This is a genomic window from Micromonospora sp. NPDC049047 (genome assembly GCF_040649135.1).
In the GTDB taxonomy this organism is placed as follows: Bacteria; Actinomycetota; Actinomycetes; order Mycobacteriales; family Micromonosporaceae; genus Micromonospora.
Genome location: NZ_JBEZEY010000037.1, coordinates 1 through 23,180, shown reverse-complemented (window position 1 = coordinate 23,180; position 23,180 = coordinate 1). Strand labels below are relative to the sequence as shown.

The 23,180-nt window shown below is 71.8% G+C and carries 20 protein-coding genes and 1 pseudogene; 14 read left to right on the top strand and 7 right to left on the bottom strand.

Annotated features, from left to right (window positions below):
- The first annotated feature begins 177 nt into the window (after positions 1-177).
- From rfbA to AB0B86_RS32960, 4 genes are all read left to right on the top strand, one after another.
- The gene (gene rfbA, locus AB0B86_RS32975; RefSeq protein WP_357413419.1) at positions 178-1,068 is read left to right on the top strand and encodes a glucose-1-phosphate thymidylyltransferase RfbA; all 891 of its coding nucleotides are present in this window, start codon (positions 178-180) and stop codon (positions 1,066-1,068) included.
- Complete coding sequence (gene rfbC / locus AB0B86_RS32970; protein WP_357413421.1) at positions 1,065-1,688, top strand: dTDP-4-dehydrorhamnose 3,5-epimerase; 624 nt, start codon at positions 1,065-1,067, stop codon at positions 1,686-1,688. Before rfbA ends, rfbC begins: the two co-directional genes overlap by 4 nt.
- A 68-nt stretch (positions 1,689-1,756) precedes the next feature.
- The gene (gene pafA / locus AB0B86_RS32965; protein WP_074309747.1) at positions 1,757-3,115 is read left to right on the top strand and encodes a Pup--protein ligase; all 1,359 of its coding nucleotides are present in this window, start codon (positions 1,757-1,759) and stop codon (positions 3,113-3,115) included.
- A gap of 80 nt (positions 3,116-3,195) precedes the next feature.
- The gene (locus AB0B86_RS32960; RefSeq protein WP_357413424.1) at positions 3,196-3,390 is read left to right on the top strand and encodes a hypothetical protein; all 195 of its coding nucleotides are present in this window, start codon (positions 3,196-3,198) and stop codon (positions 3,388-3,390) included.
- Between the two features lie 187 nt (positions 3,391-3,577).
- Here AB0B86_RS32960 and AB0B86_RS32955 read toward each other — a convergent pair whose 3' ends face one another.
- Both AB0B86_RS32955 and AB0B86_RS32950 read right to left on the bottom strand, forming a co-directional pair.
- Complete coding sequence (locus AB0B86_RS32955; protein ID WP_357420536.1) at positions 3,578-4,663, bottom strand: DUF3866 family protein; 1,086 nt, start codon at positions 4,661-4,663, stop codon at positions 3,578-3,580.
- 61 nt (positions 4,664-4,724) lie between these two features.
- The gene (locus AB0B86_RS32950) at positions 4,725-5,729 is read right to left on the bottom strand and encodes a cation diffusion facilitator family transporter (RefSeq protein ID WP_357413428.1); all 1,005 of its coding nucleotides are present in this window, start codon (positions 5,727-5,729) and stop codon (positions 4,725-4,727) included.
- 117 nt (positions 5,730-5,846) lie between these two features.
- Here AB0B86_RS32950 and AB0B86_RS32945 point away from each other — a divergent pair, with 117 nt between their 5' ends.
- The 6 genes from AB0B86_RS32945 to AB0B86_RS32920 all read left to right on the top strand — a co-directional run bounded on the left by AB0B86_RS32945 (position 5,847) and on the right by AB0B86_RS32920 (position 10,678).
- Positions 5,847-6,845, top strand: coding sequence for a WYL domain-containing protein (locus tag AB0B86_RS32945; RefSeq protein WP_357413452.1), 999 nt, complete (start codon positions 5,847-5,849; stop codon positions 6,843-6,845).
- Positions 6,842-7,897, top strand: a complete 1,056-nt coding sequence (locus AB0B86_RS32940; RefSeq protein ID WP_357413430.1) for a YafY family protein — start codon at positions 6,842-6,844, stop codon at positions 7,895-7,897. The genes AB0B86_RS32945 and AB0B86_RS32940 overlap by 4 nt, the downstream gene beginning before the upstream one ends.
- A 10-nt stretch (positions 7,898-7,907) precedes the next feature.
- Positions 7,908-8,153, top strand: coding sequence for a hypothetical protein (locus AB0B86_RS32935; protein ID WP_357413432.1), 246 nt, complete (start codon positions 7,908-7,910; stop codon positions 8,151-8,153).
- Positions 8,154-8,309: 156 nt separating this feature from the next.
- The gene (gene tatA, locus AB0B86_RS32930) at positions 8,310-8,624 is read left to right on the top strand and encodes a Sec-independent protein translocase subunit TatA (RefSeq protein WP_007459946.1); all 315 of its coding nucleotides are present in this window, start codon (positions 8,310-8,312) and stop codon (positions 8,622-8,624) included.
- An 18-nt stretch (positions 8,625-8,642) separates the two neighbouring features.
- Positions 8,643-9,596, top strand: coding sequence for a twin-arginine translocase subunit TatC (gene tatC / locus AB0B86_RS32925; protein WP_357413434.1), 954 nt, complete (start codon positions 8,643-8,645; stop codon positions 9,594-9,596).
- Positions 9,597-9,793: 197 nt separating this feature from the next.
- The gene (locus AB0B86_RS32920) at positions 9,794-10,678 is read left to right on the top strand and encodes a diacylglycerol kinase family protein (protein ID WP_357413454.1); all 885 of its coding nucleotides are present in this window, start codon (positions 9,794-9,796) and stop codon (positions 10,676-10,678) included.
- On the opposite strand, the gene AB0B86_RS32915 is transcribed toward AB0B86_RS32920, so the two are convergent.
- Positions 10,641-11,558 (bottom strand): EamA family transporter, encoded by a 918-nt coding sequence (locus tag AB0B86_RS32915; RefSeq protein ID WP_357413436.1) that lies wholly within the window; start codon positions 11,556-11,558, stop codon positions 10,641-10,643. The genes AB0B86_RS32920 and AB0B86_RS32915 overlap by 38 nt on opposite strands.
- Before the next feature lie 265 nt (positions 11,559-11,823).
- On the opposite strand from AB0B86_RS32915, the gene AB0B86_RS32910 reads away from it, so the two are divergent.
- Positions 11,824-13,032: an MFS transporter gene (locus AB0B86_RS32910; RefSeq protein WP_357413438.1), complete on the top strand. Its 1,209-nt coding sequence runs from the start codon at positions 11,824-11,826 to the stop codon at positions 13,030-13,032.
- 98 nt (positions 13,033-13,130) lie between these two features.
- Here the strand turns inward: AB0B86_RS32910 and AB0B86_RS32905 are convergent, their stop codons facing one another.
- Positions 13,131-13,898: an HAD-IA family hydrolase gene (locus AB0B86_RS32905; RefSeq protein ID WP_357413440.1), complete on the bottom strand. Its 768-nt coding sequence runs from the start codon at positions 13,896-13,898 to the stop codon at positions 13,131-13,133.
- Positions 13,899-13,984: 86 nt separating this feature from the next.
- Between AB0B86_RS32905 and AB0B86_RS32900 the strand changes: the two genes are divergently transcribed.
- Together AB0B86_RS32900 and AB0B86_RS32895 are read left to right on the top strand one after the other, a co-directional pair.
- Positions 13,985-16,777: a DEAD/DEAH box helicase gene (locus tag AB0B86_RS32900; RefSeq protein ID WP_357420533.1), complete on the top strand. Its 2,793-nt coding sequence runs from the start codon at positions 13,985-13,987 to the stop codon at positions 16,775-16,777.
- A 166-nt stretch (positions 16,778-16,943) separates the two neighbouring features.
- Entirely contained in the window at positions 16,944-17,828 is an 885-nt protein-coding gene (locus AB0B86_RS32895; protein WP_357420531.1) for an MHYT domain-containing protein, read from the top strand.
- A 27-nt stretch (positions 17,829-17,855) separates the two neighbouring features.
- Here AB0B86_RS32895 and AB0B86_RS32890 read toward each other — a convergent pair whose 3' ends face one another.
- The 3 genes from AB0B86_RS32890 to AB0B86_RS32880 form a co-directional block, all read right to left on the bottom strand.
- On the bottom strand, positions 17,856-18,722 hold the full coding sequence (locus AB0B86_RS32890) for an endonuclease/exonuclease/phosphatase family protein (protein WP_357413446.1): 867 nt from the start codon (positions 18,720-18,722) through the stop codon (positions 17,856-17,858).
- 118 nt (positions 18,723-18,840) lie between these two features.
- Positions 18,841-19,779 (bottom strand): superoxide dismutase, encoded by a 939-nt coding sequence (locus AB0B86_RS32885; RefSeq protein ID WP_357413448.1) that lies wholly within the window; start codon positions 19,777-19,779, stop codon positions 18,841-18,843.
- Between the two features lie 162 nt (positions 19,780-19,941).
- Positions 19,942-22,275: a beta-L-arabinofuranosidase domain-containing protein gene (locus AB0B86_RS32880; RefSeq protein WP_357413450.1), complete on the bottom strand. Its 2,334-nt coding sequence runs from the start codon at positions 22,273-22,275 to the stop codon at positions 19,942-19,944.
- Between the two features lie 715 nt (positions 22,276-22,990).
- Here AB0B86_RS32880 and AB0B86_RS32875 point away from each other — a divergent pair.
- Positions 22,991-23,180: pseudogene (locus AB0B86_RS32875) on the top strand (hypothetical protein); the annotation flags it as partial.

Sequence of the window (23,180 nt, the reverse complement as noted above, 5' to 3'; positions counted from 1 at the left end):
GCCCTCGGCGCTGCCGAGGGGCTTGCCCAGCAGCAGGCGAACGTACTCCGACCCGATGAATCCGGCTCCGCCGGTGACGAGGATCCTCACGGGTCGGGAAGTGTACGCGAAGTTGGGTGCGGTACGCGGGGCGCGACCCCCCCGCGCATCCTGCTTCTTTGCCGCTAGGCTGCCCCGGTGCGTGGAATCCTACTTGCCGGTGGCACCGGTTCTCGGCTCTGGCCGATCACCCGTGCGGTTTCTAAGCAGCTGATGCCGGTCTTCGACAAGCCGATGGTCTACTACCCGCTCTCCACCCTGGTGATGTCCGGGGTGCGGGAGATCCTGGTGATCACGACTCCGGACGACCAGGAGCAGTTCCGTCGGCTGCTCGGCGACGGCAGCCAGTTCGGGCTGCGGTTGGAGTACGCCGCGCAGGAGCGCCCGGAGGGCATCGCGCAGGCCTTCATCCTCGGTGCGGACTTCATCGGCGCGGAGTCGGTGGCGCTGATCCTCGGCGACAACATCTTCCACGGTGGTGGCCTGGGCCGGCAGTTGGCCGCCCACGGTGACCCGGTCGGCGGGCGGGTCTTCGCCTACCAGGTGGCCAACCCGCAGGAATACGGTGTGGTCGACTTCGACGACGCCGGTCGGGTGCTCTCGATCGAGGAGAAGCCGGCCCGGCCGAAGTCCCGCTACGCGGTGCCCGGCCTCTACTTCTACGACAACCGGGTGGTGGACATCGCCCGCAAGCTCACCCCGAGCGCCCGCGGCGAGCTGGAGATCACGGCGGTCAACGAGGTGTACCGGGAGACCGGGGAGCTGTCGGTGACGGTGCTTGATCGCGGCACCGCCTGGCTGGACACCGGCACGTTCGCCTCGATGATGCAGGCTGCCGAGTTCGTCCGGGTGGTCGAGGAGCGGCAGGGCCTGAAGATCGGTTGTGTCGAGGAGGTGGCCTGGCGGGCCGGCCTCATCGACGACGACCAGCTGCGCGCGCTGGCCACGCCGTTGACCAAGAGCGGTTACGGCGACTACCTGCTCGGTCTGCTCGCCGAGCCGAACGGCCGCCACGGGGTGGCCTGGTGAAGATCCGGGAGCTGAGCATCGAGGGCGCCTGGGAGATCACCCCCCAGCAGCACGGCGACCCGCGCGGCATGTTCATGGAGTGGTACCGCTTCGACAAGCTCGCCGACGTGGTGGGGCACCCGCTGCGGCTGGCCCAGGCGAACCTGTCGGTCTCCGCCCGGGGCGTGGTACGCGGCATCCACTTCGCCGACGTCCCGCCGGGGCAGGCCAAGTACGTCACCTGTGTGCGTGGTGCGGTGCTCGACGTGATCGTGGACCTGCGGGTGGGCTCGCCGACCTTCGGCCGCTGGGAGGGCGTCCGGCTGGACGACACCGACCGTCGGGCGGTCTACCTCAGCGAGGGGCTCGGGCACGGTTTCTGCGCGCTCACCGACGACGCCACGCTGAGCTACCTCTGCTCGGCCAGCTACAACCCGACCGGCGAGCACGCGGTGCACCCGCTGGACGGGGAGTTGGGCATCGAGTGGCCCGCCGACGTTCCGCTGCTGTCGGCGCGGGACGACGCGGCGCCGACGCTCGCGCAGGCCCGGGAGAGCGGCCTGCTGCCGGAGTACGACAACTGCCGGCGGTTCGTGGCGAGCCTCGGTCCGGACGGAATGTCGCACTCAACCGGTATGTGACCGCCCCCGGAGCACGACCTGTGGTGCGACAGTGACGAACCGGGCCTCCGGGCGGCTAATGTCACACCATGGAGCGGCGAATCTTCGGCCTCGAGACCGAGTACGGCGTCACCTGCACCTATCGCGGGCAGCGGCGGCTGTCCCCGGACGAGGTCGCGCGGTATCTGTTCCGGCGCGTGGTGTCCTGGGGTCGGTCGAGCAACGTCTTCCTGCGTAATGGAGCCCGGCTCTACCTGGACGTCGGGTCGCATCCGGAGTACGCGACACCGGAGTGCGACTCGGTGACCGACCTGGTCGCCCACGACCGGGCCGGCGAGCGGATCCTGGAGGGCCTGCTCGTCGACGCGGAGAAGCGGCTGCACGACGAGGGCATCGCGGGTGAGATCTACCTGTTCAAGAACAACACCGACTCGGCCGGTAACTCGTACGGCTGCCACGAAAACTATCTGGTCTCCCGGCACGGGGAGTTCGGCCGGCTCGCCGACGTGCTCATCCCGTTCCTTGTCACCCGGCAGTTGATCTGCGGGGCCGGAAAGGTCCTGCAAACCCCGCGCGGCGCTGTCTACTGCCTGTCGCAGCGGGCCGAGCACATCTGGGAGGGCGTCTCCTCGGCGACCACCCGCAGCCGTCCGATCATCAACACCCGCGACGAGCCGCACGCCGACGCCGAGCGCTACCGGAGGCTGCACGTCATCGTCGGTGACTCCAACATGAACGAGGTCACCACGCTGCTCAAGGTCGGCACCGCGGACATCGTGCTGCGGATGATCGAGGCCGGGGTGGTGATGCGCGACCTGTCCCTGGAGAACCCGATCCGGGCGATCCGGGAGGTGTCGCACGACATCACCGGCCGGCGCAAGGTGCGGTTGGCCTCCGGTAAGGAGGTCAGTGCCCTCGACATTCAGCAGGAGTACCTGGCCAAGGCCACCGAGTTCGTCGAGCGTCGCGGCGGCGACCAGGCCGCCAAGCGGGTCGTCGAGCTGTGGGGCCGGGTGTTGAACGCTGTGGAGACCGGCGACCTGGAGCCGGTCTCCCGGGAGATCGACTGGGTCAGCAAGCTGCGGCTGATCGAGCGCTACCAGCGCAAGCACGACCTGCCGCTGTCGCACCCCCGGGTGGCGCAGATGGATCTGGCCTACCACGACGTGCGTCGCGGTCGCGGCCTCTACGGGCTGCTGGAGCGCCGCGGTGAGGTCGACCGGGTGGCCACCGACCCGGAGATCTTCGAGGCCAAGGAGACCCCGCCGCAGACCACCCGGGCCCGGCTGCGTGGCGAGTTCATCCGGCACGCCCAGGAGAAGCGGCGGGACTTCACCGTCGACTGGGTGCACCTGAAGCTCAACGACCAGGCGCAGCGCACTGTGCTCTGCAAGGACCCGTTCCGGGCGTACGACGAGCGGGTGGAGCGGCTGATCGCCAGCATGTGACGGGTCGGCCGGCCCCGGTGGTGTCATCCGCCGACGGGGCCGGCCAGCCCGCCGCGCCGAGCGGCTAGGCTGAGCGCGCCATGACGACTTCTGGACCTTCCGACCGCCCCGAGCGCGGCGTCGAGCGGCAGAACTGGGTCGAACGCCGGCGGGAGAAGATCCGTGCCGAGGTGGACCGTAACCGCCGCGGTGAATACACAGTGCCAACCTGGGTCCTGGCCCTGGCCCTGATCCTCATCGTAGGCGGCTGGCTAACCCTAATCCTCCTGGCCTAACCCCACCCCACCCCACCCCACCCACCCAGCCCCACCCAACCCCCAACCCCACCCCCCACCCCCCACCCGGGCCCCCGGCCCGCTCGTGTCGATCATGAAGTTATCGTCACGACACGCCGAGGCATCGGGCAATAACTTCATGATCAACGGGATGGGGCCGGGGGTTAGGGGAGCAGGGGGTTGGGGGTTAGGGGAGCAGGGTTGCCGCGTGGCGGCCGGCTGCTGCGGCGGCCAGGAAGTACGCGTGGTCGGCGTCCAGGCCTCGGCCCATCGTGGACAGGGGCACGGTGCTGGCGCGCAGCGCGGCGTCGAGGCCGGCGGTGGGCACCCGGACGATCCGGTGTCGGGCCTTCAGCGGGGTCAGCGACGCGTCCACCTCGGCGGCGAGGGCCGGGTCCAGGTCATCGGGCACGACCAGTTCCGCCGGGGCGAGCGCCACCCGGCCGTACGCGGTGAGGCTGTGGTGCGACACGCCCCGGTGCCGGGGGCGGGGGTCGGCGGCGGAGATGCGCAGGGAGCCGACCGGCCGGCCGCCCAGGGTGGCTGTCGCGTTCACCGCCTCACCGACGGCGACACCGGAGAACCCCCACCGGGTGCCGGTGCCCAGGTTGCCGGGCCCCTGGGCGACGATTGCCACGTCGGCGCCGAGCACGTGCCGGGCGGCGAGCAGCCCGCCGTGCAGGGTGGTCGCCTCCAGGTCACCGCCGAAGGCCTGCCCGACGCTGATCGTGCCGGCCAGGTCGGCGCGCAGTCCGGCGAGGGTGCGGGAGAACCAGGCGGGCAGCGCCCCGCCGTCGGTGAGCAGATACGCCACCCGCGCCTGCGGGGCGTCGGCCCGGATGCCGGTCAGGATCGCCGGCAGCGCCGAGTGCAGGTCGGCGGTGACCACCGGCAGGCCACCCAGGTCGTCCGCGTCGGCGAGCACCGCGCGGTGCGGGGATGCCTCCTCGTCGACGCCGAGCAGGATCGGCTGCAACGGGGTGTAGCGGGCCTTGACCAGGTGCCCGGCGTCGCGGGTGTCGCCCGCCTCCGGCGGGTCCGCCGGCAGCCGGTCCGGCAGGGCCACCACCAGGGCGTACCCGCCGGTGCCCAACCCCATCAGCAGTGCGCCGGCGTTGAGCAGCACCCGGTCGCCGACCTCGGGGGTGCCGACCAGTTCCGGGTAGGCGAGTGCCCGCATCCGGGTGCCGTCGGGCAGGTCGACGTCGAGCTCCACCGCCCCGGTCCACTGCCGTCGCAGCGTCGCCACCGTCCCCGTACGCCATCGCACCATGACGGGCACGCTAGCCGCGTGGCCCCGACGGTCCGCGCCCGGGTGCGGCGCTGGTGGCGGATCAGGTCGGCTCGGGGCCGCCGGCGTCCGGGGTCGGTCCGGCCTGGGTGTGTCGGGCGGTGCCGGTGGCCCCCGGCAGTGAGCGGGTGGGGTCGAGGAACACGAAGCGGATCTCCGGGTACCGCCCGGTGAGCTGTCGCTCGGCCTGGTCGGCGGTGGCCTCGATCTGCGCGCCGGTGGCCTCGTCGCGGAAGTCGACCTTCGCGGCGACCAGGATGTCGTCCGGGCCGAGCTGCATGGTCAGCAGCGTGTCGATGCGCTCCACCTCGGGCAGCCCGCGCAGCTCCTGCTCGATCTCGTGGCGCAGCCGCTCCGGAACCGCCCGGCCGACCAGCAGCGACAGGTTGTTGCTGGCGAGGATCCCGGCGACCGTCAACAGCAGCAGACCGATCAGGATCGAGGCGACGCCGTCCCACACCTCGTCGCCGGTGGCGTGTGACAGGCCGACGCCCGCCCCGGCCAGCAGCAGGCCGACAAGCGCCGCGCTGTCCTCCAGGAAGACCGCCTTGACGGTGGTGTCCGCGGTCAACCGCAGGAACCGCCGCGGCGTGGTGCCCCAGCGCTTCGACTCGTTGCGGACCTGCCGGACGGCCCGGGCCAGGGAGATCGACTCGATGACGAACGACACCGCCAGGACGAGGTACGAGACCAGGTAGTCGCCGCTGTGCTCGTGCACCAGGATCGTGGTGACGCCGTGGGTGACGGCGAAACCGGCACCGGCGACGAAGGTGAACATCGCCGCGAAGAACGCCCAGACGTAGCTCTCCTTGCCGTACCCGAAGGGATGTCGTTGGTCGGCCGGCCGGGAGCCGCGGCGCAGCGCCTGGAAGAGCAGCACCTCGGTGGTGGTGTCGGCGAACGAGTGCGCGGCCTCGGACAGCATCGCGGCCGACCCGGAGATCACCCCGGCGATCAGCTTGGCGATCGCGATGGCGAGGTTGGCGACACCCGCGACGATCACCGTGCCGACGCTCTCACTGCCCGGCCGGGGCTCCGCTTGCGACATGAGGATCACCCTATGACCGCTGCTGGTGCCGCGCCGGAGGAGGCCCGATCCGAACAAGTGTGCGGCACGCCCGCGTGGGTGCACGTCGTGGGCGCGTCGGCTGCTAGCGTCTACCGGGTGTCGCGGACCCGCACCGAACGCCTGGTCAACCTGGTGATCTGTCTGCTGTCCACGCGACGGTTCCTGACCGCCGCGCAGATCGCCGCGACCGTGCCCGGCTACGAGCACGATCCCGACGACGCGCGCGACCACGAGGCGTTCCAACGCAAATTCGAGCGGGACAAGGCCGAGCTGCGCGAGTTGGGTGTGCCACTGGAGACCGGCACGGCGAGCGCCTTCGACCCCGAGCCCGGCTACCGGATCGCGCACCGCGAGTACGCGCTGCCCGACATCCTGCTGGAGCCCGACGAGGCCGCCGCGGTGGGCATCGCCGCCCGGCTGTGGCAGCACGCCGGGCTGGCCGCCGCCGCGTCGTCCGGGCTGGCCAAGCTGCGCGCCGCCGGGGTGGACGTGGACCCGCAGGCCACCCTGGGTCTGGAGCCGATGGTCACCGTCGATCCGGCGTTCGCGCCGCTGACGGCCGCGGCCCGGGACCGCCGCGAGGTCGGTTTCGACTACCGGGTGCCCGATCGGGACGCGCCCAGCCGACGGCGGTTGCAACCGTGGGGCGTGGTCTGCTGGCGCGGCCGGTGGTATGTGGTCGGCCACGACCTGGACCGGGCGGCGACCCGCTGCTTCCGGCTGTCCCGGGTGGTCGGCGCGGTCCGGGTGACCGGGGTGCCCGGCGCGTACGAGCCGCCGCCGAACGTCGACCTGATCAGCCACGTGGCCCGCTGGTCGGGTCCGGTGGAGCGCACCGGCCGGGCCACAGTGCTGGCCGCGCCGGGCCGGGCCGCCGGGCTGCGCCGCTGGGCGGTGGAGGTGAGCACCGGGCCGGACGGCGACCGGTTGGTTCTGCCGTACGCGGACCCGGACGGGTTGGCCGGCCACCTCGTCGGCTACGGCCCGGACGTGCGGGTGCTCGACCCACCGGAGGTCCGCGAGGCGGTCATCCAACGACTCAAGGAGATCGCCGTCCGGCACGACGAACTGGCCGCCACCGGGGGTGCCCGGTGACCCGCCCGGCCGCCCGGGGCGGTTCCCGCGCGTCCGCCGACCGGCTGGCCCGCCTGCTCAACCTGGTGCCCTACCTGCTGGCCCGACCCGGCATCGAGATCGCCGAGGCGGCCGGTGATCTGGGCGTGACCGAGCGCCAGCTCCGGGAGGACCTGGAGTTGCTCTGGGTCTGCGGGCTGCCCGGCTACGGCCCCGGCGACCTGATCGACATGGCGTTCGACGGTGACCGGGTGACGATCACCTACGACGCCGGCATCGACAGGCCGCTGCGGCTCACCCCGGACGAGGCCCTCGCGCTCGTGGTGGCGTTGCGGATGCTCGCCGAGACGCCCGGGGTGGCCAACCGTGAGGCCGTCGAACGGGCCCTGGCGAAGATCGAGGACGCGGGTGACCTGGTGGGTGCCCCCGTGGCGGTCCGGCTGCCCGGCGACACCCGGCGGGTCGAGGCGCTGCGGGCCGCCGTGGCGGGCGGCCGGGCGCTGCGGATCACCTATTACACGGCCGCCCGGGACGAGACCACCGAACGGGTCATCGACCCACTGCGGATGCTGATGGTCGGCGGCCGGGCCTACGTGGAGGCGTGGTGTCGGCGCGCGGAGGCGGTCCGGCTGTTCCGGGCCGACCGGATCGACGCGATCACCGAGCTGGCCGAGCCGGTCACCGTCCCGCCGCAGGCCGTTCCGCACGACCTCACCGAGGGGGTCTTCCGCCCCTCACCCGACCTGCCGCTGATCACCCTGCGGATCGGCCGCAGCGAGCGGTGGATCACCGAGTACTACCCCTGCGAGCGGGTGGAGGCCGGTGACGGCGACCAGTGGCTGGTCTCCCTGCGGGTGACCGACCTGGGATGGGCCCGTCGGTTCGTGCTGGGCCTCGGCCCGGACGCCGTCGTGGTCGCCCCGGTCGAGTTGGCCGAGCAGGTGCGGGCCGCGGCGGCCGCCGCGCTGGACGCCTACGCGGTGCCCGCCCCGAGTGCCGCGCCCCGGCAGCCCGAGGTGGCCCCGGAGATCACGCCGTCGGGTGACCCGGCGGTGGCCGGCCGCACCCAGTAGGCTGACCGCCGTGCTGATCTGGATCGTGCTCGCGGTGGTGCTGCTTCCGCTCGTGGCGCTCGCGCTGGCCGTGCGCCCGGTGTTGACCCGGCTGCCTCGGCTGCGCCGGGCCGCGTTGGCGTTGCAGCGGCGGGCCGCCGAGGCCGAGGCGCTGCGGGAGACCGCCGAGGTGTTGCAGCAGCGCGCCGAGGACGTCCAACGCCGGCTCGACACCACCTCCGACCGACTCGCGGTAATCAAGGCAAAGCGCGGCTGATCGCGCCGCACCTGGCGATGGTTGACGATCATCGCGCGTTGGTCAAGACTTCACCCTTCGGGTCGAACCACCCCCACCCGGCGGGTGGCAGGCAGCCGATCCGCACGTACGATGGGCTGCGTACCACCCCCGGACACAGAGCGACTGGAGCTTCTCATGGGTGCCCTCAAGCCGTGGCACATCGCTGTTCTCGTGGTTGTGCTGATCCTGCTCTTCGGTGCGAAGCGGCTTCCCGACGCTGCTCGTTCGCTGGGTCGGTCGCTGCGGATCATCAAGGCCGAGACCAAGAGCCTGCAGGACGACGACCGCGACCTCGCCGAGAAGGCCGACGCGCAGGCTGGTTACCAGCCGTTGCCGCCGCACGCCGGGCAGCAGGCGCCGTACGCCGGGCAGCCGCAGCAGGCGCCGTACCAGCAGGCGCCGGCGCAGCAGCCGGTCGTCGACCCGGTGCACCGCGTCCGCGACAACTGACCGAAGGGCCCCACCACCGTGGCCTTCGCACTGCGTAAACGCGCCCCGAAGTCGTTCGAGCGGGCCGCCGACGGCTCGATGACGCTCATCGAGCACGTCCGGGAGTTGCGTGACCGGTTGTTCCGCGCCTCGCTGGCGATCGTGGTCGGTCTGATCGTCGGTTACTTCCTGGCGCAGCCGGCGTTCAACCTGCTGAAGGAGCCCTACTGCAGTTTGCCGGGCGCCAGGGACGCGCTCGGCAACTGCCGCGAGTTTCTCCAGCTGTCTCCCGCGGACGGCTTCATCCTGAAGCTGAAGCTGGCGCTCTGGATCGGCCTGATCGTCGGGGCGCCGGTCTGGCTCTACCAGCTTTGGGCGTTCATCGCGCCGGGGTTGCACCGGCACGAGCGCAAGTGGGCGTACGTCTTCGTCGCGATCGCGGCGCCGCTGTTCGCCGGTGGTGCTGTGCTTGCCTACCTCGTCGTGGACAAGGGGCTGGCGTTCCTGCTGGAGGCGGGCGTCACCGGCCTCTCCACCCAGCTGGAGGTCACCCGCTATATCTCGTTCGTCACGAACATGATCCTGTTGTTCGGGGTGGCGTTCGAGTTCCCGCTGATCCTGTTGATGCTCAACTTCACCGGGGTGGCCAGCGCCCGCCGGTTGTTGAGCTGGTGGCGCGCGGTCATCTTCATCTCCTTCGCCTTCGCTGCCATCGCGACACCTGATCCGGGTCCGTTCGGCATGACGCTGCTGGCGCTGTCCCTGTCACTGCTCTACTTCGTGGCGGTGGGCGTCGCGTTCCTCAACGACAAGCGCCGTGGGCGGGGCAAGGAGATCTACGCCGGCCTCGACGACGACGAGGTGTCGCCGTTGGAGTTCGACGCGGATCCGGTCGTGGCCGGGCAACGGGTGGACGCGACAGCGCCGATCGGCGTACCCGAGCCGATCGCCAAGCCCGCACCGATCGAGCGACGCTACGACGACATGACCTGACGGCCCGCGCCGCCCGGTCAGCCGACGCCGTCCCCGTTCGCGGGGGCGGCGTCGCCGTGTTGCCGGTGGCGACCGTGCCTGCCCCGGTGCGCGTCGGGTGTCCGACCGGTACGGTGCTGCCCGTGACCGCAGACGATCACCTTCCCGGCCGGCCCGCGGGCGGCCCGGTCGACGGCGCCCGGCGCGCTGGTGGGCCCGTGGCCGTGCTCGCCAACCCGAGCGCAGGCCGGGGGCGGCACCGCGCCCTGCTGCCCCGGCTGCTGGACGGGTTGGCCGCCGCCGGCCGGCCGGTCCGGGTGCTGTCGGCGGCCGGTCCGGAAGCGGCGGAAGCGGCCTGCCGGGCCGCCGTCGCCGACGGCATCGGCGCGCTCGTCGCGATCGGCGGGGACGGCACCGTGCACCGGGCGATGCAGGCGGTCGCCGGCACCGACGTGCCGTTCGGCCCGGTGCCGGCGGGGACCGGAAACGACTTCGCAGTGGACACCGGTTTTCCCGCCGACCCGGTGACGGCGGTGGACGTGATCGTGTCGGCGCTGCGGGCCGACCGCACCCGGGTCGTCGATCTCGCCCGGATGGTCGGGGCCGATGGCGCCGAGCGTTGGTTCGGTGCGGTCCTCGCTGCCGGGTTCGACGCGATAGTCAACGAGCGGGCCAACCGGATGCGTTGGCCGCGCGGTCCCCGCCGCTACGACCTGGCGATCCTGGTCGAGCTGGCCCGGCTGCGGCCCCGCCGCTACACGCTGCGCCTCGACGGGGTGCCGCACGAGCTGGACGCGGTGCTGGTGGCGGTGGGCAACTGCCCGACGTACGGCGGCGGAATGCGGATCTGCCCCGACGCGGACCCGACCGACGGGCTGCTCGACGTGGTGGTGGCGGGTCGGGTCGACCGGCGGACCCTGATCCGGGTGAAGCCGCGCATCTACCAGGGCACCCACGTCAGCCACCCCCTGGTGACCAGCTACCGGGCCCGCACCGTGGAGTTGGCCGCCGAGGGCATCGTCACGTACGCCGACGGGGAGCGTTCGCTGACGTTGCCGGTGACGATCAGCGCGGTCCCGGAGGCGCTGCGGCTGCTGCGTTGACCCGTACCGCTCCGATGCTCGCCGCGATGACAAGCACGATGGCGACGCACTCCAGCAGGGTCAGCGCCTGGCGCAGCACCAGCCAGCCGGCGAGGGTGGCGACGGCCGGGCCGAGGCTCATCAGCACCGCGAAGGTGGCGGTCGGCATGCGCCGCAGCGCCAGCAGCTCCAGGGTGTACGGCAGCCCGGAGGCGAGCACCGCGAGGGCGGTACCGAGCGCCAGCACCTGCGGGTCGAGCAGCACCGCGCCGCCGTCGACGATGCCCAGCGGCAGGGTGACAAGCGCGGCGAGGGTAAGCGCCAGGGCCAACCCGTCCGCGCCGGGAAACCGTCCGCCGACCCGGGCGCTCAACACGATGTACGCGGCCCACATGGCGCCCGCACCGAACGCGAAGGCCACCCCGATCGGGTTCAGTCGGTCGAAGCCGCCCTGCCCGAGCAGCGCCACACCGGCCAGGGCCAGCCCCGCCCAGCCCCAACTGGCACGTCGTCGGGCGCTGAGCACCGACAGTGCGAGGGGGCCGAGCACTTCGAGCGTCACCGCCGGACCCAGCGGGATGCGTTCGATGGCCTGGTAGAACAGCGAGTTCATGCCGGCCAGCGCCAACCCGAATCCGCCCGCGGCGAGCCAGGCCGACCGGCCGTACCCGCGCAGTCGGGGCCGGCACACGACGAGCAGCAGCACCGCAGCGATGGTCAGCCGCAGGGTCACCGCGCCGGCCACCCCGGTACGCGGGAAGATCAGCGCGGCCACGGCGGCGCCGAACTGGACCGACAGCGCCCCACCGAGCACCAGCCCCACGGCGACGACACCACCGCGGCGCTGCGGGGCCGCGCTGGCTGGGTCCGGGGCGGGTAACAGGGTCTCGGTCACCGCCATGACGCTAGGCGGTCGCCCTCGATCGACAGGCGGCGGCGTCTGTATCCGGAATCATCGATGCGTCGGCTATCCTGCCCGGGACGGTATTGATCCACAGTTGGGAGCTGGCATGCGCCTCGACCTGGTCACGGTCTCCGCCTCGCCGCGAGCGCACGCCCGGTAACTGATCGGGTACCGCCGGGGGGACGTCCTCCGGTGCTCTGGTGCTCCTCGCCGCGACGCGGTCTCACGACGACCGTTTCCTTTCCTGGCTCGAGGAGTTCTTTTGCGTACCCGTGTATCCGCGCGTCTGGGCGCGGACTTCACCAGGCTCTGGACCGCTGCGGCGGTCTCCAACGTCGGCGACGGGGTCACCATGGCCGCCGGCCCGCTACTTGTCGCCTCCGTCACCGACAACCCGGCCCTCGTGGCCGGATCCGTCGTCGCACAGCAACTGCCCTGGTTGCTGTTCGCCCTGATCAGCGGCGCCTACGTCGACCGACTCGAACGGCGGCGCATCGTCGTGGTCGTCAATCTGGTACGCGCCGCGGCCCTGGCGGCCCTGTCCGTGACCATCGCGACCGGGACCGTCACCGTCACCGTCATCTACGCGGTGCTCTTCCTGCTGGGTACGGGCGAAACCCTCGCGGACACCGCCCTGGGCGCCCTGCTCCCGGCGGTGGTGACCCCCGAGCAGCTACCGACGGCCAACGCCCGGCTCTACGCGAGCTTCACCATCGGGAACCAGTTCGTCGCGAAACCGCTTGGTGCGTGGTTGTTCGTCGTCTCGGCGGCGGTTCCGTTCGGCGTCGACGCGCTCACCTTCGCGGCGTCCGCGGTGCTGATCGGGGGCATCCGCCGAGTCCCACCGGTGGCGGTACCCGACCGGCCGAACTCGCTGCGCGCCGAGGTGGTCGCTGGTGTGCGGTGGCTGTGGCGGCACCGCCTGCTGCGGACCCTCGCGCTCAGCATGGGCTTGAGCAACATCGCATTCGGTGCCGCGTTCGCCGTGTTCGTTCTCTACTGCCGGGAGCGGTTGGGTGTCTCTGCCATCGGCTACGGCGTCCTGTTGACCGCGTTCGCGGTCGGTGGCCTGTCCGGTACGGCAGTCGCCACCACACTGACGCGTGTGCTCGGCACCGTGACCGTGTTGCGGATCGGTCTGCTCATCGAGATCGCGACGCAGGTCTGCCTCGCGATCACGACGAGCGTCTGGGTGGCCGCAGTGGTCCTTGTCGTGTTCAGCGTCCACGCCATGGTCTGGGGAATCACCGTCACCTCGGTCCGGCAGCGGGTCGTGCCGTCGCACCTGCGGGGCCGGGTCGGCAGTGCGTACGCGTTGCTTGACCTTGGCGGGGCCGCGCTGGGCTCCCTGATCGGCGGCCTGCTCGCCAGCGCCTGGTCGCTCACCACGCCGTTCTGGGCGGCCGCCGCCGCGATGGCGGCGATCACCGTCGTCGCCTGGCGGCCCCTGCGCGAAGCGGCAGCCGGCTGAGCGGCACCGGTCCCGGGCGGCGACGTGACGCCGTTCGGGGCCGGGCTGCCCCGGCCGCGGTGTTCGCCGACCCGGTGTTACCGGCTGACGGCCGCCGGTCAGTCCGGCAGGGCGAGGTCGAGTACGGCGCCCAGCCCGTTCTCCCGACCCGGGTCGGCGGTGGGGAGCACCAGCACCGCGCAGCCGGCGGCCACCGCGCCCGCGTCCGCCGGGGTGTCGCCGACCATCAGGGTCTGCTCCGGGTCGACGCCGAGCATCCCGCAGGCCCGCCAGAAGATCGCCGGGTCGGGCTTGCAGCGCCCCACCTCGTACGACAGTACGAACGCGTCGACCAGGTCGGTCAACCCCCAGGCGTCGAAGTGCGGCCGCAGGTCGAAGCCGATGTTGCTGACCACCGCCACCGGCACCCCGGCGTCGCGCAACGCGGCCAGGGTGGGCGCGGTGTCCGGATACGGCAGCCAACCGTCGGCGGTGAGCAGCCGATCGTAGAGCGCGTCGGCGAAGCCCTCGATGCCCGCGTCGACGGTCTCGGCCAGCCCGGTGTACGCGCCCCGGTGGGCGTGCTGATAGAGATCCCGGTCGGCCCACAGCTCGGCGAGCCGGGGTGGCACCCGCGCCGGCAGCGGCCCGCCGGCCCGCCCGGCGGTCAGCAGCCGGTCGGCCAGCGAGGTGGCGCGGACCCGGTCCAGGGTCACCCCGCACGCGGCGGCGGCCTCCAGCACCCATCGCCGGGGCTCCTCCACCTGGGCCAGGGTGCCGTGGAAGTCGAAGAGGACCGCCTTGACGGGCCGTCGGGACGCCCGGCGGGCGGCGGGCTCGGAGCTGCCCGGCGGACGAGTCTGGGGCGGTTCGGCATGGTCCGGCACGCCGTGCACCCTACCGACCGCCTCGGACGGCCCAACCGGACGGCCTTGTCGGGTGCCCTGTGCCGGCACGCACTAATCTTGGTGCCATGTCGAGCCCCGCCGAGCGGTACGCAGCGGCGCGCCGCCGGGCCGCACAGGCCGCAGAGTTTCCGGCGCTGGACGAGTTCGCCCTTGACCTGGGGTTCGACCTCGACGATTTCCAGCGCGAGGCGTGTCAGTCGTTGGAACGGGGTAGCGGGGTGCTGGTCTGCGCCCCCACCGGAGCCGGCAAGACGGTGGTGGGGGAGTTCGCGGTCCACCTGGCGTTGCGCGGGCGGCCTGACGACCCGGTGCCCGGCGAGGACCCACCGGCCCGGCGCAAGTGCTTCTACACCACGCCGATCAAGGCGTTGTCCAACCAGAAGTACCACGATCTGGTCGCCCGGTACGGCGCCGAGCAGGTCGGCCTGCTCACCGGCGACAACGCGATAAACGGCGACGCGCCGGTGGTGGTGATGACCACCGAGGTGCTGCGCAACATGCTCTACGCGGGGTCCAGCACGTTGCAGGGCCTGGCGTACGTGGTGATGGACGAGGTGCACTACCTGGCCGACCGGTTCCGCGGTGGGGTGTGGGAAGAGGTGATCATCCACCTGCCCGCCTCGGTCACCCTTGTCTCGTTGTCGGCGACGGTGTCGAACGCCGAGGAGTTCGCCGACTGGCTGGTCACCGTACGCGGCGAGACCGCCGTGGTGGTCAGCGAGCACCGGCCGGTGCCGTTGTGGCAGCACATGCTGGTCGGCAAGCGGATGTTCGACCTGTTCCACGACGCGGACGCCGCCCGCAAGCACGACGTGCACCCGGAGTTGCTGCGCTACACCCGGGAGACGGCGCGGCGGTTGGAGCTGGGCGAGGGGCGCAGCGCGGGGCCGGGTGCCGGTCGGCGGGGCCCGCGCTGGCGCGGTCCGCTGCGCCCGGACATCGTCGACCGGCTGGACCGGGAGGGCCTGCTCCCGGCGATCCTGTTCATCTTCAGCCGGGCCGGATGTGCCGCCGCGGTGCAGCAGTGTCTCGCCGCCGGGCTGCGGCTCACCTCGCCCGACGAGCGGGCCGAGATCCGCCGGGTGGTCGAGTCCCGGGTGACCGCCATTCCGGGCGAGGACCTGTCGGTGCTCGGTTACTGGGAGTGGCTCGACGGCCTGGAGCGGGGCCTGGCCGCCCACCACGCCGGCATGCTGCCGGTGTTCAAGGAGGTCGTCGAGGAGTTGTTCGTCCGGGGCCTGGTCAAGGCGGTCTTCGCCACCGAGACCCTGGCGTTGGGCATCAACATGCCGGCCCGCTGCGTGGTCCTGGAGCGGCTGGTCAAGTACAACGGTGAGGCGCACGTCGACCTGACCCCGGGGGAGTACACGCAGCTCACCGGCCGGGCCGGCCGCCGGGGCATCGACGTGGAGGGGCACGCCGTGGTGGTGTGGTCCCCGGAGACCGACCCCCGGCACGTGGCCGGGCTCGCGTCCACCCGCACGTACCCGCTGCGCTCCAGTTTCCGGCCGTCGTACAACATGGCGGTGAACCTGGTCGGCACTGTCGGCGTGGAGCCGGCCCGGGCGCTGCTGGAGTCCTCGTTCGCCCAGTTCCAGGCGGACCGGTCGGTGGTCGGTCTGGCCCGGCAGGTGCAGCGCAACACCGAGACCATCGACGCGTACGGCGTCGAGGCCGCCTGTCACCACGGCGATTTCGACGAGTACTTCGCACTGCGGGTGGCCATCGCGGACCGGGAGAAGGCGATCGCCCGACAGGGGCAGACCCAGCGCAAGGCCGCCGCGGTGGCGTCGCTGGAGCGGCTGCGGATCGGTGACGTGATCCGGGTGCCGGCGGGCCGGCGGGCCGGGTTGGCCGTCGTGCTGGACCCGGCGACCGGCGGGTTCGGCGAGCCGCGCCCGCTGGTGCTCACTCAGGACCGGTGGGCCGGGCGGGTCAGCCCTGGCGACTTCACCACCCCGGCGGAGGTGCTGGCCCGGATCCGGGTGCCCAAGCACTTCAACCACCGTTCGCCGGCCGCCCGCCGGGATCTCGCCGCCGAGGTCAGTGGCACCGGCCTGGACCGGCACGCCGGCCGGCGGGGTGGTCGTTCCCGGCAGCCGGCCGGCGAGGACCACCAGATCGCCCAGCTCCGCACCGAGCTGCGTAACCACCCCTGTCACGGCTGCCCGGAGCGCGAGGACCACGCCCGCTGGGCGGAGCGCCGGCGGCGGCTGGAGCGCGACACCGAGGAGTTGCGCGAGCGTGTGTCCGGGCGGACCGGGTCCCTCGCGCGGACCTTCGACCGGATCGTGGCGTTGTTGACCGACCGTGGTTACCTCGCTCGCGACGGCGCGGTCACCGACGCCGGCCGGATGCTCGGTCGGATCTGGACCGAGGCGGACCTGCTGGTCGCCGAGTGCCTGCGCCGGGGGGTGTGGAACGGCCTGTCCCCGGCCGAGTTGGCCGCCGCGGTGTCGGTGGTGGTCTTCGAGGCACGTCGCGACGTCGACGAGCGGGCGTCGTTGCCGCGCGGGCCGGTGGCCGACGCGGTGGACGAGACGATAAAGCTCTGGAGCGAGATCGAGGCCGACGAGGCGACCCGCGGGCTGACCGCGACCCGGGAGCCGGATCTGGGCTTCGCCTGGCCCGTCTACCGGTGGGCCCGGGGCGAGGCGCTGGCCAAGGTGCTCGGCAGCGGTCACGAGATCGACGGCGAGATGCCCGCCGGCGACTTCGTCAGGTGGGCGCGCCAGGTTGTCGACCTGCTCGGCCAGCTTGCCGACTCCGGCGGCGCCTCGGCGGAGTTGCGGTCCACCGCCCGGCAGGCCATCGCGGCCGTGAACCGGGGCGTGTTGGCGTATCACACCACTGCCTGACGGTCACAATCAGTAACGATCGCTGAGGAAACCGACGCGTCGGACAGTCACCACGACGGCACCCCCCGAATATGCTGGGGGGCGCTGTCGTGCCTGGTCACGCCACCCCTGATCATTGCCGAGCGCCTTATGCTGACGCGCCGGTAACGAACGGGAGAAGGCCGCTGTGGCGGACATCAATCACTTTGAGTACGGGTGGATCACACCCGCGTTGAGCTACGTGTTGTCCGTGCTCGGTTCGATCCTCGGGCTGGTGTGCGCCGGGCGCATCCGGACCGCGCGCACCGCCCGCCAGCGGGCCTGGTGGGGTCTGCTGGCGGCCTGGGCGCTCGGCGGCACCGCCATCTGGGCGATGCATTTCATGGCCATGCTGGGCTTCGCCGTCGAGGGCACCCGGATCCGCTACGACGTGCCGCTGACCGCGGCGAGCACGGCCATCGCCGTGCTGGCGGTCGGCATCGGCCTGGGCATCGTGGGCACCGGCCGGTTGAACCCGGTACGCCTGGTCGCCGGCGGCATCTTCACCGGCGCCGGGGTGGCCTCCATGCACTACACCGGGATGGCGGCGATGCGCCTCAACGGCAGTCTCGGCTACGACACCATCCGGGTGGTGCTCTCGGTGGTCATCGCGGTCGTGGCGTCCACCGTCGCGCTGTGGCTCGCGATGACCGTCCGACGTGGGTTGGCGATCTTCGCCTCCGCGCTGGTCATGGGCATCGCCGTGAACGGCATGCACTTCACCGGGATGAGCGCGCTGTCGGTGCACCGGCACGAGGGTGTGGCAGGGGTGACCGGCGCCCAGGCGAGCACGCTGCTGGTGCCGATCATGGTGGCGGTGATCTTCGGCGTGGTCGGTCTGCTCTATGCGCTGCTCGCCGCCCCGACCGACGACGACCGGGCCGCCGCCGCGTACCTGGACGGGCGACGGGTCGCGCAGCCGGCTGCCGCGACGCCCGCCGCCGCCCCGGACCCGGTCGGGTTGCGCGCCCGCTCCACCCTCGGTCAGCCGGGCACCGCGTTTCCGTCCCGCCGGGACACCCCACCGCGCTGACGGGGACACGGCGCGGCCGGTGCGGGGTCAGGTCGTCGGGCGGTCGGACCGGCCGCCGTCGATGCTGAGGGTGGCCAGCAGCCCGGGGTGGTCGGTGGACCCGCGCATCGCCACCGTCCGGCGGCAACAGAGGCCGATGTCGGTGGTCGTCAGCATGTGTTGCCGCGCGCCGTCGTCGATTCGCTGGTGACCCGGTGGCGCGCAGGACCGCACATCGGGGTCGCCGCCGGCGCGGAGGTTGAGGTCGCCGCTGAGCAGGACGGGCAGCCGTCCGGCGCGGCCTCGGATCGTCGGCAGGATCGTGTCGAGCAGTTGGCGGCACTGGGCGAGTGCGACAGCGTAACCGGTGGCCGCCAGATGTGTGGTGCAGGCGAGCAGGACCGCGTCGACCTCGACGCAGAGCCAGGCCCGTTCCTCGGGGTCCGCGAGGTCCTGCGTGGGGTGGATCCCGCGGTACACGGCCGGGGCGGTGGCCGGCGCCCGCACCCGCGTCAGCAGCCCCACCCCGTACGGCTGGCCGTTGCGGCAGCGGGTGTCGCCCCCGCTGGGGCGGTCACCGGCGGGCTGGAACGCGGAGACGACCCGCCGCCCGGTGTGCACCGTCGCGAACACCCGCGCCAGCTCGGCCACGTCGTCCTGGCAGATCTCGTTGAGGGTGACCAGATCGGGCGCCTCGGTGCTGATCACCTCGGTGGCCCGCCGCACGGCGTGGCCGGTGTAGCAGCCGGCGCGGCCGCTGTTGCAGAGGTTCAGCTGCAACACCCGCAGGACCGTCGGCCCGGTGTGCTCCGTCGGCCTGGTCACCGACGACCCGGCGGGCAGTCCGGCGGCGGCGATCAGGCAGCCGACGGCCAGGGCCCGCCGCAAAAGACGGTGCGAACGGCGGTCGGCCACGCGGCCTCCGGGTGCAGCGGGCGACAGTCTTCGCCGAGGTGCCCGTGATCCTACTGACGGTCGCCCGCCGCGCGGATGGCCGAGGGGGTACCCGCGGTGCGCGTACCCCCTCGCTGACTCAGTGGGCGCGGACCGCGACGACCGTGTACGGCGTTGTCGGTGTCGGCGGTGTGGTGAACCGGCCGTTGGGCAGGTAGAGCCGGCCCAACGCCTCGGCGACGGTGGTGGGCACGTCGAAGTTCGGGTCGGTGATGGTGCCGGTGAGCGTGCCCGTGGTGCCGGCCCGGTCGAGCGTGGCCACCGCGATCCGGTTGAGGCTGTTCTGCACGACGTAGAGGGTGTGGCCGCGCCGCAGCAGCCCGTCGCCGTTGGTGAAGGTGTAGCCGGGCACGTCCACGGCGGTGGTGGCGCCGGTGGCCGGGTCGACCCGGTAGAGCGTCCCGGTGTTGGACTGGACGATGATCAGCGCCTGGCCGTCCGGTGTGGTGGTGATGCCGTTGATGTTCACGCCGGTGCCGACCTGCTGGTACGCGCCGGTCAACGCGATGTTGCCGAACCCGTCGGCCGGCGGCAGCGCGCCGCCGCGACCGAACGGCAGCCGGTAGAGCACCGGGCGGTTGGAGTCGGTGAAGTACGCGGCGTCGCGGGTCAGGATGACGTCGTTGACGAACGTCGGGGCGGTGGCGAACTGGTAGCGCGCCAGCACCTCGCCGGTGCGGGTGTCGAGCACCCGGGCGTCACCGGCGGTGCCTCCGGCGACGAAGAGCCGGCCGCGTTGGTCGGTCTTGAGACCGAGGGACGGGGTGCCGGTGGCCGCACCGATCGTCGTACCGCGACCGGTGATCAGGTCGACGCGCTGGATGGCGCCGGTGGTCCGGGAGCCGAGGTACGCGTACCGGCCGGCGGTGGCGATGCCCTCGGGTGTGAACCCGTCGGGCAGGGCGAGGACGGTGGGCGGCCGTCCCGCGGGGTGTGCCTGCGCGGGCGTGACGGCGACAGCGGTCAGCAGGGCGGCGGCCAGGGCGCCGCCGAGCGCGGCCCGAAGGGGTCGGTTCACTGTGCTCCTTCCGGGCGGAGCGCGGCACGAGCCGACAGATCCGCCACGATCACTGGGGCCAGGACCCTGCCCACTGTACGACCGCCACCGTCCGAGCGCCCGGCGTGACGGCGCGGTCCTCGGGAGCGACCGCGCCGGCACACCGGCGAGCTGGGCGGATCGTCAGGCGTTGCGGACCAGCCGCCACCGGTTGTCCGCGCTGCCGTTGTCGGAGTCCTGCACCGCCTGCGCACCCATGGCGGTCGACCCGTTCAGGATGGCGAGCAGCTTGTTGCTGTTGACGTTGCGGATCTTGTAGGTGCCGTCGCCGTTGTCAGCGAGGATCCACCGGTGGTCGGCGGTGCCGTTGTCCGCCCACTGCAACACCCGGGCGTTGTCGGCGGTGGACATGTTCTCCACACCGAGCACCTTGCCGCTGTTGCTGTTGCGGAACCGGACCGCGTTGCCGTCGGTCACCACCACCCAGTTGTGGTCGGCGGTGCCGCTGTCGCTCCACTGCACGGCCAGACCACCGTCGGCGGTGGACATGTTCTGTATCCCGAGGACCAGCCCGGTGCCCACGTTGACCAGGCGGTAGCTGCCGCTGGGGCCGCCGCTGCCGTTGGTGTTCCAGTAGACCGTGTAGTTGTAGCCGTGGGCGTCGTAGAAGGGCGCGAGGTTCACAGTGGACCCGTTGGCGCTGGCGGTGAACGCGAGCGAGCTGGTGCTGGTCCGGGTGATCGAGGAGACGGTGAGGGTGGGCAGGGTGCTCAGGGCCGTGTTGCCGTAGTTGCCGGCCAGCACCGTCGGGCCGAACGTGACAGCGCCGACGTTGGCGTTGTCGTTGGCGGCCTTGACGGCGATCTGCATCGGCAGCCGCACGGTGATGGTGTCGCCAGCGGCCCAGGTGCGGGTGACGGTGGCGTAGCTGCCCGGTGTGGTGGTGACGTTCTCCACGGTGCCGTTGACGGCGATCGTCGCCCCGCTGGTCCAGGACGGGATCCGCACCCGGATGCTCCACGAACCGCTCATCGAGCCGCTCAGCGTCAGCGTGGTGGTGTCGCTGACCGGGAAGCTGGTGGTCTGGGTGACGGTGATGCCGCGCTGCGTCCAGTCCAGCACCGACGGTGCGAACAGGTTCACGCTCAGCGTGGTGCCGTTGTAGAAGTAGATGGAGTCCATCAACCTCGTGTTGATCTCCAGGCCGGTGCCCTGGCAGCACCAGAACGAGTTGTAGTCGGTGCTCCAGGTGCCGCCACCCCAGGCCGGGCCGACGCCCCGACGGCCACCCGGTCGCAGCGGGGTGAAGTAGGTGATGTGGCCGCGGCTGTCGGCCGGGTTCTGTCCGCCGATCAGGTGGTTCATCAGCGCACGCTCGTAGAAGTCGAAGTAGTCCGCCCGGTTCGGGTCGAGCAGCCACAGCTCCCGGGTCAGTTTGAGCATGTTGTACGTGTTGCACTGCTCGCAGGTGTCGTTGCTGAGGTAGCCGGCGATCGCGTTCGGCGCCCGGAAGTGCTCCGCCTGGCTGTTGCCGCCGATGGCGTAGGTGTGCGCGCCGACGGTGATGCGCCACGCGTTGCTGGCGATGTCCCGGTAACGGGTCGTCCCGGTGGCCTTGTACTCGCGGGCGGCGCCGATCCACTTGGGAACCTGCGTGTTGGCGTGCAGCCCGTTGAGCTGGTCCTGGCCGGAGGCCAGCGGGTTGAACACCGAGTTGTGGTCGAACCGCTGCGCGGTGGTGAGCCACCGGCTGTCGCCGGTCTGCTGGTAGATGTCGGTGAGCACGTCGTTCATGCCCCCGAACTCGGTGCCCAGCATCGACTGCATCTGGCTGGAGCTGAGCCGGGACGTCCGGGTGTCGACCCAGCCGGCCAGTGACAACAGCACAGTGCGGGCCTGGGTGTTGCCTGTGTGACGCCAGACGTCGAGCAGCCCGGCGAGGGTCTTGTGGATGCAGTAGTAGGGCACGTTGCCGTTGGATAGCGTCCGTGCCTCGAGGGCGGCGAAGTCGGACTCCGGGAAGCCGGAGAGGTAGCCGGCCCCGAATCCGGCGGCACCGTTGTTCGCCTGGCACTTGGCCAACTCGGCGACCATGTAGTTGGCCTTGTCCCGGCAGGTGGTGTCGCCCAGCACCGCGTACGCGTACGCCCACGCGCTCAGGAAGTGGCCCTGCATGTGGGTCCGGAACGGGAAGTTCGGCGCGTCCCAGCCCCCGTTGGTGGCGGCGCCGTTCGTGGACAGCCGGTGGTTGGCGCGGAAGTTGTAGAGCATCCGGTCCACGTCGACGAACCGCAGGTAGTTGAGCGTCCGCGACTGGTTGTCCATCCAGCGGCCGGAGGTCAGCCGCACCTGACCGAGGTCGAACGGGTACGCCGAGACGCCGATGTCCGGCCGGGCCGGCGGGACCACGGCGGCCGCGGCGCTGCCGGCGGCGACTGTGGTGCCGGCAGCGGAGAGCACCACAGAGGCTCCGGCGGCCTGGAGGAGGTGGCGGCGGCTGAGGGGCGGGGGTGGCATGGGAACCTCCGGGGATTTCGGTACGGGACGGTGCGCTACGGGGTGGTGCGGAAGGTGGTGTCCGGGCGGCCCGCGGCGCTCGGGAGGCTCGGTGCGCCGCTGGCGGTAGCCGCGGCGGACAGTGCGCCCAGGGTGAACGCGCGTCGAGCGGACGAGCTGCCACCGTGGACGCCAGTGGCACGCCCGCGGGAGGCCTAATCGTGGCACATCAATGTGATCGCTAACATAGTTCGTCGTTAACACGCCCGCAACCCCCGAGGGCCGCCGGGTGGGCCGCCCCGGGTGCGCCGGTTTCGGCGCCGGACCGCCGGACCGCCTGGCGGGGAGTGGTCGAGGAGCCAGGCGGGTCCGAAATCGGCGGTATGGGGCTTGTCGCCGGCAGCTGGTAACAGTGCGTAACGGGCGGCCGTCGACCGGGGGTCGAGCCGCGGCTCCGTTGACGCCTGCCGCGCCGCTCAGTACGGTGCATCGTAAATCTTGGATGTCGTAGTCGATACATCAATGCTGCGGTGTGGTTACGACGGTCATCGCACGACGCGCAAAGCCCAGCTCATCGGCGAGGGGAGGTGTCGACCAACCCCTGTTAGCGCTAACAGGGTTGTCGACCGCGCCGCTTCACCGGGTACGGCGAAGCCCGCTTCCCCACGGCAGCCAAATGGCGGCGGCCCGTCGTCGATTCAGACCCGCGCCCGGCACACTCTCGGTGGGAGTAGATGTGAACGTGAATGCTCGAACCACAACCCGGACCAGTCGCTCGGCCAGGCGGGTCATCGCCTGGCTGGCGAGCCTCCTCTGCGTCCTCGCGCTGGCCCCCGCCGGTGTCGCGAAGGCGGACAATCCTATTGTTCAGCATATTTATACGGCTGATCCGGCGCCGTTGGTTTACAACGGTCGGGTGTATGTGT